At 69.7% G+C, this 14,855-nt stretch carries 14 protein-coding genes; 3 read left to right on the top strand and 11 right to left on the bottom strand.

Features of this window, described 5'->3' with window-relative positions; translation table 11 throughout:
• The first annotated feature begins 7 nt into the window (after positions 1-7).
• The gene (locus BMZ69_RS13610; protein ID WP_092157348.1) at positions 8-661 is read left to right on the top strand and encodes a 3-oxoacid CoA-transferase subunit B; all 654 of its coding nucleotides are present in this window, start codon (positions 8-10) and stop codon (positions 659-661) included.
• Here the strand turns inward: BMZ69_RS13610 and BMZ69_RS13605 are convergent.
• Positions 645-1,565 carry a LysR family transcriptional regulator gene (locus BMZ69_RS13605; RefSeq protein WP_092157346.1) on the bottom strand — a complete coding sequence of 307 codons (921 nt, stop codon included), beginning with the start codon at positions 1,563-1,565 and terminating at the stop codon, positions 645-647. The two genes, BMZ69_RS13610 and BMZ69_RS13605, sit on opposite strands and share 17 nt — an antisense overlap.
• A gap of 147 nt (positions 1,566-1,712) precedes the next feature.
• On the opposite strand from BMZ69_RS13605, the gene BMZ69_RS13600 reads away from it, so the two are divergent.
• Positions 1,713-2,909, top strand: coding sequence for an MFS transporter (locus tag BMZ69_RS13600; protein WP_092157344.1), 1,197 nt, complete (start codon positions 1,713-1,715; stop codon positions 2,907-2,909).
• Here BMZ69_RS13600 and bluB read toward each other — a convergent pair.
• From bluB to cbiE, 5 genes are read right to left on the bottom strand one after another with little or no spacing between them, the layout of a single operon-like run.
• Entirely contained in the window at positions 2,906-3,538 is a 633-nt protein-coding gene (bluB, locus tag BMZ69_RS13595; protein WP_092157342.1) for a 5,6-dimethylbenzimidazole synthase, read from the bottom strand. The two genes, BMZ69_RS13600 and bluB, sit on opposite strands and share 4 nt — an antisense overlap.
• Positions 3,535-4,860: a cobyrinate a,c-diamide synthase gene (locus BMZ69_RS13590; protein ID WP_092157340.1), complete on the bottom strand. Its 1,326-nt coding sequence runs from the start codon at positions 4,858-4,860 to the stop codon at positions 3,535-3,537. Before BMZ69_RS13590 ends, bluB begins: the two co-directional genes overlap by 4 nt.
• Entirely contained in the window at positions 4,857-5,624 is a 768-nt protein-coding gene (gene cobM / locus BMZ69_RS13585) for a precorrin-4 C(11)-methyltransferase (RefSeq protein WP_092157338.1), read from the bottom strand. The genes BMZ69_RS13590 and cobM overlap by 4 nt, the downstream gene beginning before the upstream one ends.
• Positions 5,621-6,007: a cobalamin biosynthesis protein gene (locus BMZ69_RS13580; RefSeq protein WP_091834662.1), complete on the bottom strand. Its 387-nt coding sequence runs from the start codon at positions 6,005-6,007 to the stop codon at positions 5,621-5,623. Before BMZ69_RS13580 ends, cobM begins: the two co-directional genes overlap by 4 nt.
• Entirely contained in the window at positions 6,004-7,254 is a 1,251-nt protein-coding gene (cbiE, locus tag BMZ69_RS13575) for a precorrin-6y C5,15-methyltransferase (decarboxylating) subunit CbiE (RefSeq protein ID WP_092157335.1), read from the bottom strand. Before cbiE ends, BMZ69_RS13580 begins: the two co-directional genes overlap by 4 nt.
• Between cbiE and BMZ69_RS13570 the strand changes: the two genes are divergently transcribed.
• Positions 7,253-8,014: a cobalt-precorrin-6A reductase gene (locus BMZ69_RS13570; RefSeq protein ID WP_092157333.1), complete on the top strand. Its 762-nt coding sequence runs from the start codon at positions 7,253-7,255 to the stop codon at positions 8,012-8,014. The two genes, cbiE and BMZ69_RS13570, sit on opposite strands and share 2 nt — an antisense overlap.
• Here the strand turns inward: BMZ69_RS13570 and cobJ are convergent.
• The 5 genes from cobJ to cobN form a co-directional block, all read right to left on the bottom strand.
• Complete coding sequence (gene cobJ, locus BMZ69_RS13565) at positions 7,957-8,748, bottom strand: precorrin-3B C(17)-methyltransferase (RefSeq protein ID WP_092157332.1); 792 nt, start codon at positions 8,746-8,748, stop codon at positions 7,957-7,959. The two genes, BMZ69_RS13570 and cobJ, sit on opposite strands and share 58 nt — an antisense overlap.
• Complete coding sequence (locus BMZ69_RS13560) at positions 8,745-9,422, bottom strand: precorrin-2 C(20)-methyltransferase (protein WP_244543366.1); 678 nt, start codon at positions 9,420-9,422, stop codon at positions 8,745-8,747. Before BMZ69_RS13560 ends, cobJ begins: the two co-directional genes overlap by 4 nt.
• A 68-nt stretch (positions 9,423-9,490) precedes the next feature.
• Entirely contained in the window at positions 9,491-10,123 is a 633-nt protein-coding gene (locus BMZ69_RS13555) for a precorrin-8X methylmutase (protein ID WP_092157330.1), read from the bottom strand.
• Positions 10,120-11,421, bottom strand: coding sequence for a precorrin-3B synthase (cobG, locus tag BMZ69_RS13550; protein WP_092157329.1), 1,302 nt, complete (start codon positions 11,419-11,421; stop codon positions 10,120-10,122). The genes BMZ69_RS13555 and cobG overlap by 4 nt, the downstream gene beginning before the upstream one ends.
• Entirely contained in the window at positions 11,418-14,783 is a 3,366-nt protein-coding gene (gene cobN / locus BMZ69_RS13545; protein ID WP_280142098.1) for a cobaltochelatase subunit CobN, read from the bottom strand. Before cobN ends, cobG begins: the two co-directional genes overlap by 4 nt.
• Positions 14,784-14,855 lie beyond the last annotated feature (72 nt).

Raw genomic sequence — 14,855 nt, 5'->3', positions numbered from 1 at the left:
TCAACGCATGGCCTGGACCCGTGAACAGATCGCCGCTCGCGCCGCCAAGGAGCTGAGGGACGGCTTCTACGTCAATCTCGGCATCGGCATACCCACCCTTGTCTCGAACTACATCCCCGACGGCATGAGCTTGCAGCTCCAGTCGGAGAACGGCATGCTCGGCATGGGCCCCTTCCCCTATGAGGGCGAGGAGGATCCCGACCTGATCAATGCCGGCAAGCAGACCATCACCGAACTGCCGACGACGAGCTATTTCTCCTCGTCCGACTCCTTCGGCATGATCCGCGGCGGCCATATCGACCTCTCCATCCTCGGGGCCATGCAGGTCGCCGAGAATGGCGACCTCGCCAACTGGATGATCCCCGGCAAGATGGTGAAGGGCATGGGCGGCGCCATGGACCTCGTCGCCGGCGTCAAGAAGGTCGTCGTGGTGATGGAGCACGTCGCCAAGAACAAGGACGGCTCGGAATCGCCGAAGCTGCTCAAGGCCTGCGACCTGCCGCTGACCGGCGCCGGCGTCGTCGACATGGTGATCACCGATCTCGGCGTCTTCGCGATTGACGAGAATGGCGGCGGCATGACCCTGATCGAGCTCGCCGAAGGCGTTACGCTCGACGAGATCAAGGCCAAGACGGAAGCGCCGTTCAAGGTCGCACTCTGACCTCGCAGAGCCGTGCCAGCGCCTCGGCAAAGGCGCGCGCGGCCGGGCCCATCGCCTCGTCGAGGCGGTGGGCGAGATAGGCTTCTGCCGGCAATTGCGCGTTCCGGCCGAGCGCCCCGGTCGCGACCCGGACCAGCCGGCCCTCGGCGAGATCGCGCTCGATCAGCCAGTGCGGCAGCCGGCCCCAGCCAAGTCCGGCCTGGATCATTGCATGCTTGGTGTCTTGCCCGGTGACGCGGCAGGTCTGCGGCGAGAGCACGTTGAAATCCTGCGCGCCCGAGATCGGCGTCGGGTCGATCTGCACGATCTGGAGATGCTGCGCGAGCTCGGAGCGGGTCAATTGGCGTCCATCGCCGGCCCGGGCGAGCGGATGCGTCGCTGCGACGACCGCGATCACCTCGATCGACGTGAGCGCCTCGATCGCGATGCGCGGGTCGCGAAAGTTCTCGCCGACGGTGATGGCGAGCGCGCTGCGTCGCTCCAGCAGCGCCGCGATCGGCCCGCCGAGCGGCTCGATGGCGAGCCGGATCGAGACGGAAGGATAGAGCTCGCGCAGGCCGCAGAGCGCTGCCCCGATCAGCGGAAACGGGAACAGCACGTCGATCGTCAGCGACAATTCGATCTCGACGCCCCGGCTCAGGCCATGGGCGCGGGCCTTCAAGGCGCCGACCCTCAGCAACACCTCCCTGATATCGGCGAGCAGGGCCTTGCCTTCCGCCGTAAGGGCAGGGCGATGGGCGGAGCGGTCGAACAGGGAAAGGCCGAGCTGAGCCTCGAGATTGGCGATGGCATGGCTGATTGCCGACTGTGCCCGCGACAGCCGCGCCGCGGCCGAACGGAAGCTGCCGGCTTCGGCTACGGTCACGAAGACTCGCATCTGGTCGAGGGTGAGCGCATCGAGCATGATCGATTTCCTTGATCGACTCGATGCCAATTATCTCACTTTTCGAGATCGGCTGAAACCCACATTTCCGGGCGACGCCGCAGCGCCATCCAAGGAACCGAGCATGGCCGATCATCCCGCAGAGATCATCGTCGCAAGATCGCGCTCATGACGGCCGCCGTCTCAACACAGGATGCCAGGACCGACTGGCTCGCCGTCTCCGTGGTCGTCGCCAGCGGCATCGTTGCGGCGCTGCAGGTCGGCAAGGCGGCGATCGCGATGCCATTGGTCCAGGCCGAATTCGGACTCGATCTCGGAACGCTGGGCTGGCTCGCATCGATCTTCGCCGTGCTCGGCATGGTCGGGGGCATCCCGGTCGGCACGCTCGCCATCGCGCTCGGCGCGCGAAACGTCCTCCTGCTCGGTCTGTTGGCCGTGGCCGTCGGCGCTTTCCTGGGCGCGGCGGCGCCGCGCTTTCCGATGCTGCTCGCCTCGCGCGTCGTCGAGGGGCTCGGTTTCCTGCTGATCATCATTGCCGGGCCGGCCATCCTCCAGCGTGTCGCCAGCCCGGATCGGCGCGACCTCGCCATGGCGGTGTGGAGCTGTTTCATGCCGACCGGCATCGCGCTCGCCATGCTGGCCGGGCTCTGGCTGACCGACTGGCGCATGATCTGGCAGGTCACCGGCGCTCTCGCCGTCATTGCCATCGTGCTGACGGGGCTGACCGTGCCGAAGTCGGATGGAGGTGCTGCGCCCTCCTGGACAGCTCTTGCCGGCGATGCCGGCGCGGTGCTGAGCACAAGCGGGCCGCTGCTGCTGGCGCTGACCTTCGCCCTCTACGCGCTGATGTTCTTCGCTCTGTTCAGTTTCCTACCGGTGCTGCTGATGCAGCGCATGCAGGTCTCGCTGGCGACGGCCGGCCTGCTCAGCGCCCTCGCGACCACCGGCAACATCGCTGGCAATCTCATCGCCGGTGTGCTGCTGTCGCGCGGCATCGGCCGGGCGAATCTGATCATCGCCGCAAGCCTCGCCATGGGCCTTTGCGGGATCGGCATCTTCCTCGGCCTGCTGCCTGATATTGCGACCTTCCTGCTCTGCGTGCTGTTCGCTGCGGCGGGCGGGCTGATCCCGGCGACATTGCTCGCCTCCGCTCCGCTCGCCGCACCGGCGACGCGATTGATGCCGGTCGTGGTCGGGCTGATGATGCAGGGCAGCAATCTCGGCCAGGTCGTCGGCCCCGTCGCGATCGGCGGCGTCATCGAGGCGCTGGGCTGGCCCTCGGCGGCCGGGCTGGTCGCCGCAGCCGCGCTGCTCGCCATGCTGACGGCGCTCGGCCTGCGCGGTGCGCTGCGTGGCGCCGCCTAGCGACGGCCATTGCGCCGTGGATCGTTCTCCCAGCCGGCGCGGACGAGCTCGGGCAGCTCGTGCTCCTCCTCGGGATAGCCGAGGCAGAGATAGCCGATCAGCTTCCACTCCACTGGGACGCTGAGGATGGCGGCGATCTCGGCCGGGTCGAGGATCGAGACCCAGCCGAGGCCGAGCCCATGGGCGCGGGCGGCGAGCCAGAACTGCGTGATCGCCGCGACGACCGAATAATCCAGCATCTCCGGCATGGTCCGTCGGCCGAGGCCGTGGCCCTGCGCCGTAGCGTGGTCGCAGAACACAGCGAACTGAATGGGCGCCTCGCGCAAACCTTCGAGCTTGAGGCGGGCATAGAGGGCCGCGCGCTCGCCCTCGTACTCCGCCAGTGCATTGGCATTGCAGTGGGAAAAGCTCGCCTGCATCGCAAGCCGCTGCTCGGGATTATCCACCCGCAGCCAGCGCCAGGGTTGCGAATGGCCGACCGAGGGCGAAAGCTGCATCAGCTCGAGCAGTTTCGTCAGCAATCCCTCCGGCACCGGCTCACGGCGGAAGCGCCGGACATCGCGACGCCAGGCGAAGAGCTCGCCGAGCTTGTCGCGGAAGCCGGCGTCGAAGGCGGGAGGCGCGCTCACGCGCCCTCCCGCATGGCGATGGCGTGGAAGAACGAGCCCGAAATGAGGCCGCGGCGACTGCCGGCGGGGGCAGGCGCCGAGCCATGCGGATCGGTGATCTCTGCGAAGGGTGGGTCCTCGCCTTGCGAGATCACCGTCGCATAGTGGAATTCGTGCCCGCTGAGCTTTGCGCCGGCGCGGCCGAGCGGCCCGTCCGCGGCAAGCACTGCATTGCGATAGCCCAGATTCATCTTGCGCTTGGCGAAGCTGGTCTCGACCGAGAGTAGCCCGGCCATGGCATGGCTGGCCCCGCCGGCGTCGATGAGAGTCTTGCCGAGCACCATATAGCCGCCGCACTCGCCATGGACCGGGCGGGTGCGGGCGAAGTCGCGCAGGCCGTCGAGAAAGCGCGAGGCGGCAGCGAGCCGGCCGGCATGCAGCTCGGGATAGCCGCCCGGCAGCCAGCAGGCATCGCACCCGTCAGGCGGCGGCTCGTCGGCGAGCGGCGAGAACGGCACGAGTTCGGTCCCCAGCGCGCGCCAGCCGGCCTCGACATGCGGGTAGACGAAGCTGAAGGCGGCGTCGCGGGCGATGGCGAGCCGCTTGCCGGGTGCCGGCAGTGGCGACATCTGTCGGCCAGAAGCGGGCAACGCGGTCGCACTTCCGGCAGCGATGACGGCGTCGAGATCGACCGCTGCCGCAACCGCTTCGGCCAACGCATCGAGGCGTTGGTGCAGATCCTCGGTCTCGCCGGCCTGGACCAGGCCGAGATGGCGCTCGGGCAGGATCAGGCTGGCTTCGCGCGGTAGCGCGCCGAACACTGGCAGGCCGATTCGCTCCATGCCGGCAGCCGCCAGCCGGCGATGCCGCTCGCTCGCGACCTTGTTGAGGATCACGCCGGCGACGCGAATGCGCTTGTCGTAGAGCATGCAGCCGAGCGCAACCGCTCCGGCCGATTGCGCCTGTCCGGAGACGTCGATGACCAGCACGACCGGCCAGCCGAGCAGCGCTGCGACGTCGGCGCCGGTGCCGGTATGCCCGTCGGGGCCGGGCACGCCGTCGAACAGCCCCATCGAGCCCTCGGCGACAATGATGTCCGCCGCTCCCGCCGCCTCATTGGCGATCTGGCCGAGCAGCGCGTCCGGCATCGCATAGCTGTCGAGATTGGCGCTGGGCGCGCCGGTCGCGGCGGCGTGGAAGGCCGGATCGATATAATCCGGCCCGCATTTCAGGCCGCGCACCTTGAGGCCGCGCCGGGTCAGCGCCCGCTGCAGGCCGAGCGTGATCGTGGTCTTGCCCGAGCCGGAGCGCGGCGCGGCGATGAGCAGGCCGCGGGTCGTCATGCCTGGCCTCCGCGCGGGCGGAAGCGGCGGTCATAACCGGTCGAATAGAGCGCGCTTTCGGAAAAGTCCTCGGCCACCAGCGCCGGCCCGACCAGGATCAGCGCGGTGCGTTCCAGCTCGGCCGCCCGGACCTGATCGGCGATGTCGCAGAGCCGCCCGCGCAGGATACGCTCCTCCGGCCAGGAGGCACGGAAGACGATCGCGACCGGACAGTCCGCGCCATAGAACGGCGTCAGTTCCTCTACGACCTGGTCGATGACATGGATCGAGAGATGGATGGCGAGCGTCGCGCCGGATGCCGCGAAGGTCGCCAGCTTTTCCTTGTCCGGCATGGCCGAGGCGCGGCCGGAGGTGCGGGTCAGCACCAGCGATTGCGCGACGCCGGGCAGCGTGAGTTCCCGTTTGAGCGCCGCCGCCGCGGCGGCGAAGGCCGGCACGCCCGGCGTGATCTCATAGGGGATGCCGAGCTGACCCAGCCGGCGCATCTGCTCGCCGGTCGCGCTCCAGATCGAAATGTCGCCGGAATGCAGCCGGGCGATGTCCTTGCCCTCGGCATGAGCGGCTTCGATCTCGGCGACGATCGCGTCGAGATCGAGCGGGGCAGTGTCGACGATGCGTGCGCCCGGCGGGCACCAGCCCAGCATCGCCTTGGGAATCAGCGAGCCCGCATAGAGGCAGACCGGGCAGGCGCCGATCAGTTCGCGCCCACGCAGGGTGATGAGGTCGATCGCGCCGGGGCCGGCGCCGATGAAATGGACGGTCACGCGGCGCTCCGGGCAAGGGCGCAGGTGACGCGGGCGGTGGCGATGCGCGGCTGGATCAGGGTCGCGCCCGGGCCGGCCGCGGCCAGCGCCGCCGCCTCGGCCACCGAGCCGACGCCATAGAGCCCGGAAATCCGGGTCGAGCGCGTGGCGCAGGCGGCCTCGAAGCCGGCGAGCGCCTCGTCGGGGATGGCGACGAGGGAGAGGTCATGCGCCTGCGCCACTGCCGCCAGCCCCGGCTCGTCCCGGCGCGAGGCAAGGGTCGCGAGGCGCTTGATCGCATCCGCGGGCAGGTTGGCGGCGGCCAGCGTCTGCGTCAGGCAGGCCTCGATATCGGCCTCCGATGTGCCCGGGCGCAGGCCGATGCCGGCGGTGACGTCGCTCACGGCTTTACCACGCGCCATTGCGTCACTGCCATCGCGGCGCGCCAGCCATGCATCGTCCCGATCGGATCGAGATGGGAGACGCCGATGCGGCGCAGATTGCCGCCATGGGCCGAGAACAGCCCGGCCAGCCTGGCTTCGCCCTCGATCGTCACCGCATTCGCCACCAACCGCCCGCGCGGCTTCAGCGCCGCGAAGGCGGCCTCGAAGACACCGGGATCGGTCAGCCCGCCGCCGATGAAGACGGCGTCCGGCGAGGCTTTTCCGGCGAAGCTCTCCGGTGCCTTGCCCTCGACGACCTCGAGCGGCGGCGCGCCGAGCGCCAGCCGGTTGCGGGCGATGCGGGCGGCGCGCTCCGGCCGCTCCTCGAAGGCGATCGCCCGGTTGTGGCGATGGCGCAGGCTCCATTCGATGCCGATCGAGCCAGAGCCGGCGCCGATGTCCCAGAGCAGTTCGCCGGCGCGGGGCGCCAATGCCGAGAGCGTGATCGCCCGGATATCGGCCTTGGTGAGCTGGCCGTCATGCTCGAACCAGTCGTCGGAGAGCCCGGTCACGAGGGGCAGGATACGGGCATCGCGGCTGGCGACGACCTCGATCGCCAGCAGGTTGAGCGGCACGATGCCATCCAGAGCGAAGGCGTCGGCTCGAGTCTGCCGGATGCGTTCGTTCGGGCCGCCGATCGTTTCCAGCACGGTGATCGTGCTTTCGCCGAAGCCGCGCGCGCTCATCAGCTGGGCGACGGCGAGCGGCGTCGAATCGTCCCAGGACAGGGCCAGCACGCGCGCGCCCGGCTGGAGAAAAGGGATGATCCTCTGAAGGGCACGGCCATGCAGCGAGACCAGCCCGCATTCCTCCTGCGGCCAGCGCATGCGCGTGCAGGCCATCGAGAAGGAGGAGAGCTGCGGGATGACGCGCATCTCGGCCGCTGGCACCGCCTTGGTCAGCCCGGCGCCGATGCCGTAATGGAACGGATCGCTGGTCGCCAGCACGCAGACATTGCGGCCCTTTTCGGCCAGAATCGCCGGCAGCGCATTGCGGAAAGGCTGCGGCCAGGGCCTGGCTTCACCGGGCACATCGCCGATCAGCTTGAGGTGGCGCTCGCCGCCAAAGACGATCTCGGCGCCCTCCAGCGCGGCCAAGGCTTCGGCGCAGAGGCCGGCGCGGCCATCCTCGCCGAGCCCGACCAGCGACAGCCAGGGTCCAGGGGGTGCGCTCGACAGCGTGGCGGTTTCAGGCGAAAACTGTTCCATGACGGTCCTCATCCTCGGCGGCACCAGCGAAGCGGCTGCGCTCGATCAGCTCCTGGCTGAACAGGCACCCGAGATTCGCGCCGTGATCTCGCTCGCAGGCCATACCGCCGACCCGCGTCCCTTGTCCTTGCCGACCCGCACCGGCGGCTTCGGCGGCATTGCCGGGCTCAGGCAATATCTCATCGACGAAGGCGTCGTCGCCGTCATCGATGCGACCCATCCCTTCGCCGCGATCATGCCTTATCATGCGCAAGCCGCCTGCAAGGCCGAAGGCGTGCCCCTGCTGGCGATCCGGCGCGAAAGCTGGAAGCCGCAGAACGGCGACCGCTGGAAGAGCGTGCCCGACATCGACGCTGCCGTCGAGGCGCTCGGCGATGAGCCGCGCCGGGTCTTCCTGACCATCGGCCGGCTCGAATTGCCGCATTTCTTCGCAGCTCCGCAGCACGAATACCTCATCCGCGTGATCGAGCCCGTGAACGATCTGCCGCTGCCGCACGCCAAGGTGTTGCAGCAGCGTGGGCCGTTCGAGGCCGCGGCCGAGGAGAAGCTGATGCGGGAGGAGGGTATCGAGGTTCTCGTCAGCAAGAATGCCGGCGGCCCGATGACACTCGGCAAGCTCGTCGCGGCGCGCCGGCTCGGGCTCCCGGTGATCATGGTCGAGCGGCCGCCCAAGCCCGATGTCGAGACCGTCGAGCATATCGATCAGGTCCTGCCCTGGCTGGTGACGCAGGGGCTCTTTGTAACCGAGCGCGGCGTATAGACGATCGGGTTTGCGCCCTCGCGGGCGATCAGCCGTGTCGCGCTGGCGCCGATCATCACCAGGGTCGCCATGTCGGCGGTCTCGGCTGTCGCAATGGCCTCGGCGAGCGTCAGGATGCGCAAGCTCTCATCGGGTCGCCCAACGGCGCGGGCGAAGATCACCGGCGTCTCGGGCGCGCGGATCGTCGCCGCCAGCTCCAGTGCCTTGTGGAGCTGCCAGGGCCGCGCCTTCGAAATCGGGTTGTAAAGCGAGATCACGAAATCGGCCGACAGCGCCGCGCTGAGGCGCGCCGTGACGACCTCCCAGGGCTTCAGGTTGTCGGAGAGCGAGATCGCGCAGAAATCGCCGCCGAGCGGCGCGCCGGCCTTGGCCGCGGCCGCCAGCATCGCGGTGATGCCGGGCTCGACTGCGATGGGAAGCTTGTGCCAATCCGGCTCGCCCGCTTCCAGCGCCTCGAACACCGCCGCCGCCATGGCAAAGACGCCAGGGTCGCCGCCGGAGACGACCGCGACGGCTCTCCCCTCGGCGGCAAGCATCAGCGCGTGCCGGGCACGCTCGACCTCGACGCGGTTGTCGGAGGCGTGCTTGGTCTGGCCATCGCGCACCGGCACACGGTCGAGATAGGGCCCGTAGCCGATAAGATCACTGGCCGCTTCGAGCGCAGCCAGCGCCGAGGGCGTGAGATAACGCGCCTCGCCTGGCCCGAGGCCGATGATGGCGAGCGAGCCGATCACAGCCGCCGCCCTTCGCCGGGGACGAGGATCATCGAGAAATAGGGCGCTTCGTCATCGGGCTTCTCCGCGAGGCGGGTCACCACCTGCCCGGCCATGGTGGCGCGCTCGACATAGATGGCGCGGTTGATCAGCCCGGCCGCTTGCAGCGCACGGCGCACTTTTGGCAGGTTGCGGCCGAGCTTCATGATCACGGCGGCATCGGTGTCGGCGAGCCGGCGCGTCAGTTCGCCCTCGGCGAGCGTGCCCGGCACCACCGTCATCACATCGTCGCCCCAGCTGATCGGGGCATCGGCGCGGGCCCAGGCGCCGGCCATGCCGGTCACGCCCGGGACCACCTCGGTCGGGAAGCGATGGGCGAGACGGCGCCACAAATGCATGAAGGAGCCGTAGAAGAAGGGGTCGCCGTCGCAGAGCACGGCGATGCTGCGGCCAGCCGCCATCTCGCCGGCGAGCTGCTCGGCCGCCTCATCGTAGAAGGCGGCGATCGGCCCGGTATAGCCCTCATCCTCGACCGGCACCTCGATCGTCACCGGGAAGGCGAGCTCGATCTCGCGGGCCGGATCCGGCGCGATGATCGCATCGGCGGTGATCCGGGCATTGCCGCGCCGGCCGCGCTTGCAGAAATGGACGAGACGGTCAGCCCTGAGGATGATGTCGCGGGCGCGCACCGTCATGTAGTCGGGATCGCCGGGGCCGAGGCCGACGCCATAGAGCAGAATGCGCGCTGCTTCGCCCACGCCGCTCATTCCTTCACCTGCGCCAGCGCGTTGACGGCCGCCGCCGCCATGGCCGAGCCGCCGCGCCGGCCGTGCACGACGAGGAAGGGCACGCGCCCGTCCTGCGCCAGCGCCTCCTTCGATTCCGCTGCGCCGACGAAGCCGACGGGAATGCCGATCACGGCAGCAGGCTTCGGCACGCCCTCGTCGAGCATGTCGAGCAGGCGGAACAGCGAGGTCGGCGCGTTGCCGATCACGACGACGGAACCTTCGAGATGCGGACGCCAGAGCTCCATCGCCGCGGCCGAGCGCGTCGTGCCCATTTCCTCGGCCAGCTTCGGCACGGACGGATCGGGAAGCGTGCAGATCACTTCGTTCTTCGCCGGAAGGCGGGCGCGAGTGACGCCATCTGCGACCATGCGGGCATCGCACAGGATCGGCGCGCCCTTTGCCAGCGCCATCTCGGCTGCTTCGGCGAAATCCGGCGACATCGCCACGTCCCTGGGCAGGTCGGTCATGCCGCAGGCATGGATCATGCGGACGACGACGCGCTCGGCCGTTCCGGAAAAGCGCGCCAGGTCGGATTCGGCCCGGATGATGGCGAAGGAGCGCTCGTAGATCGCGGCCCCGTCGCGGATATAGGCGTGACGCGTGTTCAACTTCCAACCTGCTTCTCATGCTGCGCCGCTTCCAGCAGCGCGCGGATGTCCTGACCCGGTTCGAGCCGGCGCACAAGTTCCCCGAGCGAAAGATGCGCGATCGCGTCATCGTCGGCGGTGCCAGCAACGATGACGTCATAGCGCCCGTCGCGGCCGACCAAGGTGAGGTCGGCTTTGCCCGGACGGGCACAGGACTTCGCGCAGCCAGAGACGTGGAGGCTTGCGCCGCTCGTCAGTAGTGGCGCCATCGCTTTGGTCAGCGCCGGGGCATCGGCCAGCGTCGGCATCCTGCCGCGGGCGCAGGCCGGCAAACCAGTACAGGCCGAGACCGAAAGACGTGGGTCGTTCGGCGCGACGATCAGCCCCTGATCGCGCAAGGCTTCCTGCAGGGCGCTCGCGGCGTCCGTCGAGACATCGCAGAAGGCTAGGCCGCGCCACGGGGATACCTTGATCTCGCTGATGCTGGCATTGTGGGCGAGTTCGCCCAGCCGCTGTAAGCCGGCGGTATCGGTCCGGCCGAAGGGTAATCCGGCCAGCGCTGCGACCTTGCTGTCCCGCTGGGCCACGAGGCCGACCGGTGAAGGCTTCGGCCGGATGGCTGGGAGCGGCATCGATCCGAGCCCGGACGATGTCGCCAGTACGTTTAGGGCCTCCGGCGCGAGATCGCGCATGCGGCGGATCCGTCCCGAGCTTTGCCCGCTTGCGGCGACGAAACCGTCGAGCAAACGGGCTGCCAGTATCGGGGCCTGATCCAAGGCGATTGGGCCGAACCAAAGCTCGCCCGGCAGGCCGAACGCGACTGCATCGATCGCGATCGCCCTTAGCCTGAGATCGGTGGCGAAACCATCGAGCGCCAGCGCGCCGCCGCCATCCACGACGATCGAGAACTTTGCCGGCAGGCCCGCGACGCCGCGCCCGGCATGCTCGACCGCCTCAACCAGCGCAGCGGTGTCGAGCAGTTCGTCCGCCGCCCGGCCGGCGAGCGGGGAAGTCAGCACCAGCCGGTTCGGGCCATCGCCCTCGGCTTCGTCGACGAGGCGAGCTGCCAGGAGATCATCGACCAGTGCCGGGTGCGCTTCTTCGCGGATGCCGCGCAATTGCAGATTGCCGCGGCCGGAGACCTCGATCTGGCCATTGCCATACCGGTGCGCCAGCTCGGCGACATGTGCGAGCTGGTCCGGCGTCAGCGCATTGCCCGGCGGATGCAGGCGCACCAGCAGTCCGTCGCCGGTCAGCATCGGCCGCAAGGTGCCGGGGCACCAGCCGCGCCGCATCGTCTCGCGGGCCGGGGCGCTCATTCCGCCGCCTCCCGCCCTTTGAGCATCGCGGCCGAGTTCGATCGGCTTGTCCAGAGCCCGCGCTCCTGGGCCTCCGCGAGACGGGAGCGGATCGAGGCGGCAGCCGGCGCATTCGCCTGCTCCAGCGCCTGCCAGATGGCGGGATCGCCGCAATAGGCCTGGAACACCGCATCGAACAGGCCGTCCGAGACCGCATCGGTCGCAGCCGCATAGACGAAGAGCGCGTCGACCGCCTCGGCCAATTCGGCCGCGCCGCGCCAGCCATGGGCGAGATGGCTTTCGATCCATTGGGGATGGCAGAGCCGGCCATGGACGATGCGCGAGACGTCCTCGGCCAGCGTCCTCGCCTTGGGCTTGTCCGGGTCGGAGGTGTCGAGGCTGTAAAGCGCCGCCTTGCCGCCTTGCGCCTGCATCGCCGCGACGAAGCCGCCGATCACGTCGGCGGCGCTGGTCGCTTCGAGGATGTCGCGGCCGGCGGTGTCGCTGACATGGATGAAGGCCTGCGCTTCGGCGACCCGGGTGGTGAAGCTCTCATCAGCCGCTGCGGCACCGTCAGGTCCGCCATAGGCATGGCTGGTGGCGGCGAGATACGCCTCGCCCAGTTCGGCGCGCGCCTGCCAGTCGCCATCGAGCGCCCGGTCCGCCATGGCGGCGCCGTAGCGGCCGGGCGCGGCGCCGAAAATGCGCGCGCCCGCCTCGCCGCGGCGATGGGCGGCGGCGGGCTCGTTCCACTCCTCCGGCTCGTCGAGGGCCGCGACGGCGCGCGCGGCTGCGTCGAGCAAGGCGATCTGCGCCGGAAAGGTGTCGCGGAAGGCGCCGGAGATGCGGATGGTGACGTCGGCGCGCGGCGCGGCGAGCTTGGCCTGCGGGATGATCGAGAAGCCGGTGACGCGGGTCGAGCCATGGTCCCAGAGCGGTTCCACACCCATCAGATGCAGGGCATGGGCGATGTCCTCGCCGCCCGAGCGCAAGGTCGGCGAGGCCCAGAGATCCATCACGATCCGGCGCGGATAGTCGCCCTCGTCCTGGAGATGCCTGGCGATCACGGCCTCGGCTGCTCTGGCACCGAGCTTGGCGGCCGAACGGGTCGGCAAGGCGCGCGGGTCGAGCGTCGAGAGATTGCGTCCGCTCGGCAGCACCTCCGGCCGGCCGCGATGTGGTGCGCCGGCGGGGCCGGGCTGCACGAAGCCGGCATCGAGCGCCTTCAGCAGATTGCGGCGTTCGTTCTCGGCGGAGATGGGATCGGCCTGCGAGGAGCCGAAGACATGCAAGCCGTTGCGGAAGGCGGTCTCGGCGAGGTCGCAGAGATGGGCGTCGAGTGCGGCGAGCGCGCTCGCCATGTCCTGATCGGGCGCGACGCCGCTCGCAGCGGCGAGGCCGGTCCGCTGGGCCCGGTCAATGATCTCGCGCGCGACCAGCTCGGCCCGGCGCGGATCGAGCACCTGCGCCTGCGAGTACTCCTCGACCAGGTCGCGCAGCAGCGCCGCTTCGCCGGCCGTGTCATGGCTCGCCAACGGCGGCGGCAAATGGCCGAGCGTCAGCGCCGAGAGCCGGCGCTTGGCCGGGGCCGCTTCGCCGGGATCGTCGACGACATAAGGGTAGATCACCGGCAGGGCGCCAACGGCGAGCCGCGGCCAGCAGGCGGCCGACAGCGCCACTGCCTTGCCGGGCAGCCATTCGGTCGTGCCATGGGTGCCGAGATGGATCAGCGCGTCGGCACGCAGGATTTTGCGCAGGCCGAGATAGAAGGCGAGATAGGCGTGCCCCGGCGGCGCGTCGGGGTCGTGATAGCGCGCCTTGCGATCGGGCGAAGCGTCGCGCGGCGGCTGCAGCGCGATGGCGAGCTTGCCGAAGCGCACGACGCGGAAACGGAAGGCTTCGCCGTCGCAGGCCGGGTTGGCTTCGGGTTGGCCGTGGCTGGCGAGCAGGATTTCGCGCGCGGTGGGTGGGATGGTGTCCAGCCAGGCGCGGTAGGCGGCAAGCGGAACAGCGAAGTCGGCGGGGCCTTCGGTCAGGGCCTGCATCAGATCAGCGCCGCCCAAGCTGGCGCTACCAGATGCAGCAGAGCCGATATCATAGCCGGTCTCGCCCAGCAGCTCCCGGATCGCCAGCGTGCTCTCCGGCGTATCGAGGCCGACGGCGAAACCGGCGCGGCCGCCGCGAGCGGGATAGTCGGACATCACCAAAGCGAGCTGGCGCTCGCTGCGTGGCTTGCGGCCGAGCGCGATCCAGTTTGCCGCAAGGTCGGCGAGAGCCGTGATGCCCTCGGCGTCTGGAGCCAGCCGCCGCACCGTCACGCCGGTCGCCGGGTCGGCGATTTCTTCCTTGAAGGCGACGGGGATGGCGCCAAGCCGTCCGTCGAATTCCGGCAGGGCCGCCTGCATGGCGAGGTCGGCGGCAGAGAGCCCGCGCGGCGATTCTATCCAGGCCTCCCGCGCACTGCCGACCGGTACGGCCTGCAGGATCGGGCAATCGGCGGCGTCGAGCACGAAGCCTTCGCCGTCGCGGGCGGAAAAGGCCGTGGTGGTGACGATCAGGGCTGGCTTGCGCGTTGCGATCAGCGCGGCGAGCTCGGCAACGACGCTCGCGTCCTTGAGGCTGGTCAGGGCGAGCGGCAGCGGGCTGAGGCCGCGCTGGGCGAGGGCCGCAGCGATCGCCTCTACCATCGCCGTGTCGCCTGCGGCGACGCCCGAGCGGTAGACGAGGATGGGAACCAATGGGGTATCGGCCGGCAGGGCAGCGAATGCTTCCCGCCAAGGCAGGGGCGTGGCGCTGGGGCCGAGGGCGAAGAGGATGGGGAGTTCGACCGGGGCAAGGTCGCGCCGGCCCTCATCCCCCTGCCGGGACCTTCTCCCCCGGGGGGAGAAGGGGGCTGACAGTGCCGCCTCGTCCTTCTCCCCTCGGGGGAGAAGGTGGCCCGGCGCAGCCGGGCCGGATGAGGGCAGCGCGGCGAGATGGTCCTCGATCCGCCCCAGCAGCCGCCGCATGTTCTCGGCGCCGCCACCGGCGTGGAAATAGCCGAGCAGGTCTACCGCCAACTCAGCCGGCACCGTGCCGTAGCCGGCCAGCCGCTCATCCGCCCGGTCGTCGCCGGGTAAGACCGCCAGTGCAACACCATGTCGTCTGCAGGCGGCGGCGATCTGCTCGACGCCGTAGCGCAGATAGTCGAGTCCGCCGAGGCAGCGCAGCAGCACGAAGCGCGAGCGGACAAGCGTCTTCTCGATCAGCAGGTCGATCGAGAGCGGATGCTTGAAGCGCCTGAGCGGCACCAGGCGAAGCGAGAACCCCTCCCCCTCGTGGGGAGGGGCAGGGGTGGGGGGCGAACGACTGGGTGAGCGCTCACCAAGCGGAACGCCCCCCATCCCCATACCCTTCCCCACAGGGGGGAAGGGAGGCGCTTGTGCCGGCAGCCGCTCGCCTGGCGAAGCCATGGA

It is taken from the genome of Allobosea sp. CRIB-10 (assembly GCF_900112185.1).
Taxonomy (GTDB): Bacteria; Pseudomonadota; Alphaproteobacteria; order Rhizobiales; family Beijerinckiaceae; genus Allobosea.
The sequence above is the reverse complement of the archived record's forward strand: the minus strand, read 5'-3'. Positions and strand labels throughout refer to the sequence as shown.

Bases quoted from the DNA above. Each gene is read 5' to 3' on its own strand.
- BMZ69_RS13610 (WP_092157348.1), top strand. From the start codon at position 8: ATGGCCTGGACCCGTGAACAGATCGCCGCTCGCGCCGCCAAGGAGCTG.
- BMZ69_RS13605 (WP_092157346.1), bottom strand. From the start codon at position 1,565: ATGCTCGATGCGCTCACCCTCGACCAGATGCGAGTCTTCGTGACCGTA.
- BMZ69_RS13600 (WP_092157344.1), top strand. From the start codon at position 1,713: ATGACGGCCGCCGTCTCAACACAGGATGCCAGGACCGACTGGCTCGCC.
- BMZ69_RS13590 (WP_092157340.1), bottom strand. From the start codon at position 4,860: ATGACGACCCGCGGCCTGCTCATCGCCGCGCCGCGCTCCGGCTCGGGC.
- BMZ69_RS13570 (WP_092157333.1), top strand. From the start codon at position 7,253: ATGACGGTCCTCATCCTCGGCGGCACCAGCGAAGCGGCTGCGCTCGAT.
- cbiE (WP_092157335.1), bottom strand. From the start codon at position 7,254: ATGGAACAGTTTTCGCCTGAAACCGCCACGCTGTCGAGCGCACCCCCT.
- BMZ69_RS13560 (WP_244543366.1), bottom strand. From the start codon at position 9,422: ATGACGGTGCGCGCCCGCGACATCATCCTCAGGGCTGACCGTCTCGTC.
- cobG (WP_092157329.1), bottom strand. From the start codon at position 11,421: ATGAGCGCCCCGGCCCGCGAGACGATGCGGCGCGGCTGGTGCCCCGGC.
- cobN (WP_280142098.1), bottom strand. From the start codon at position 14,783: ATGGGGGGCGTTCCGCTTGGTGAGCGCTCACCCAGTCGTTCGCCCCCC.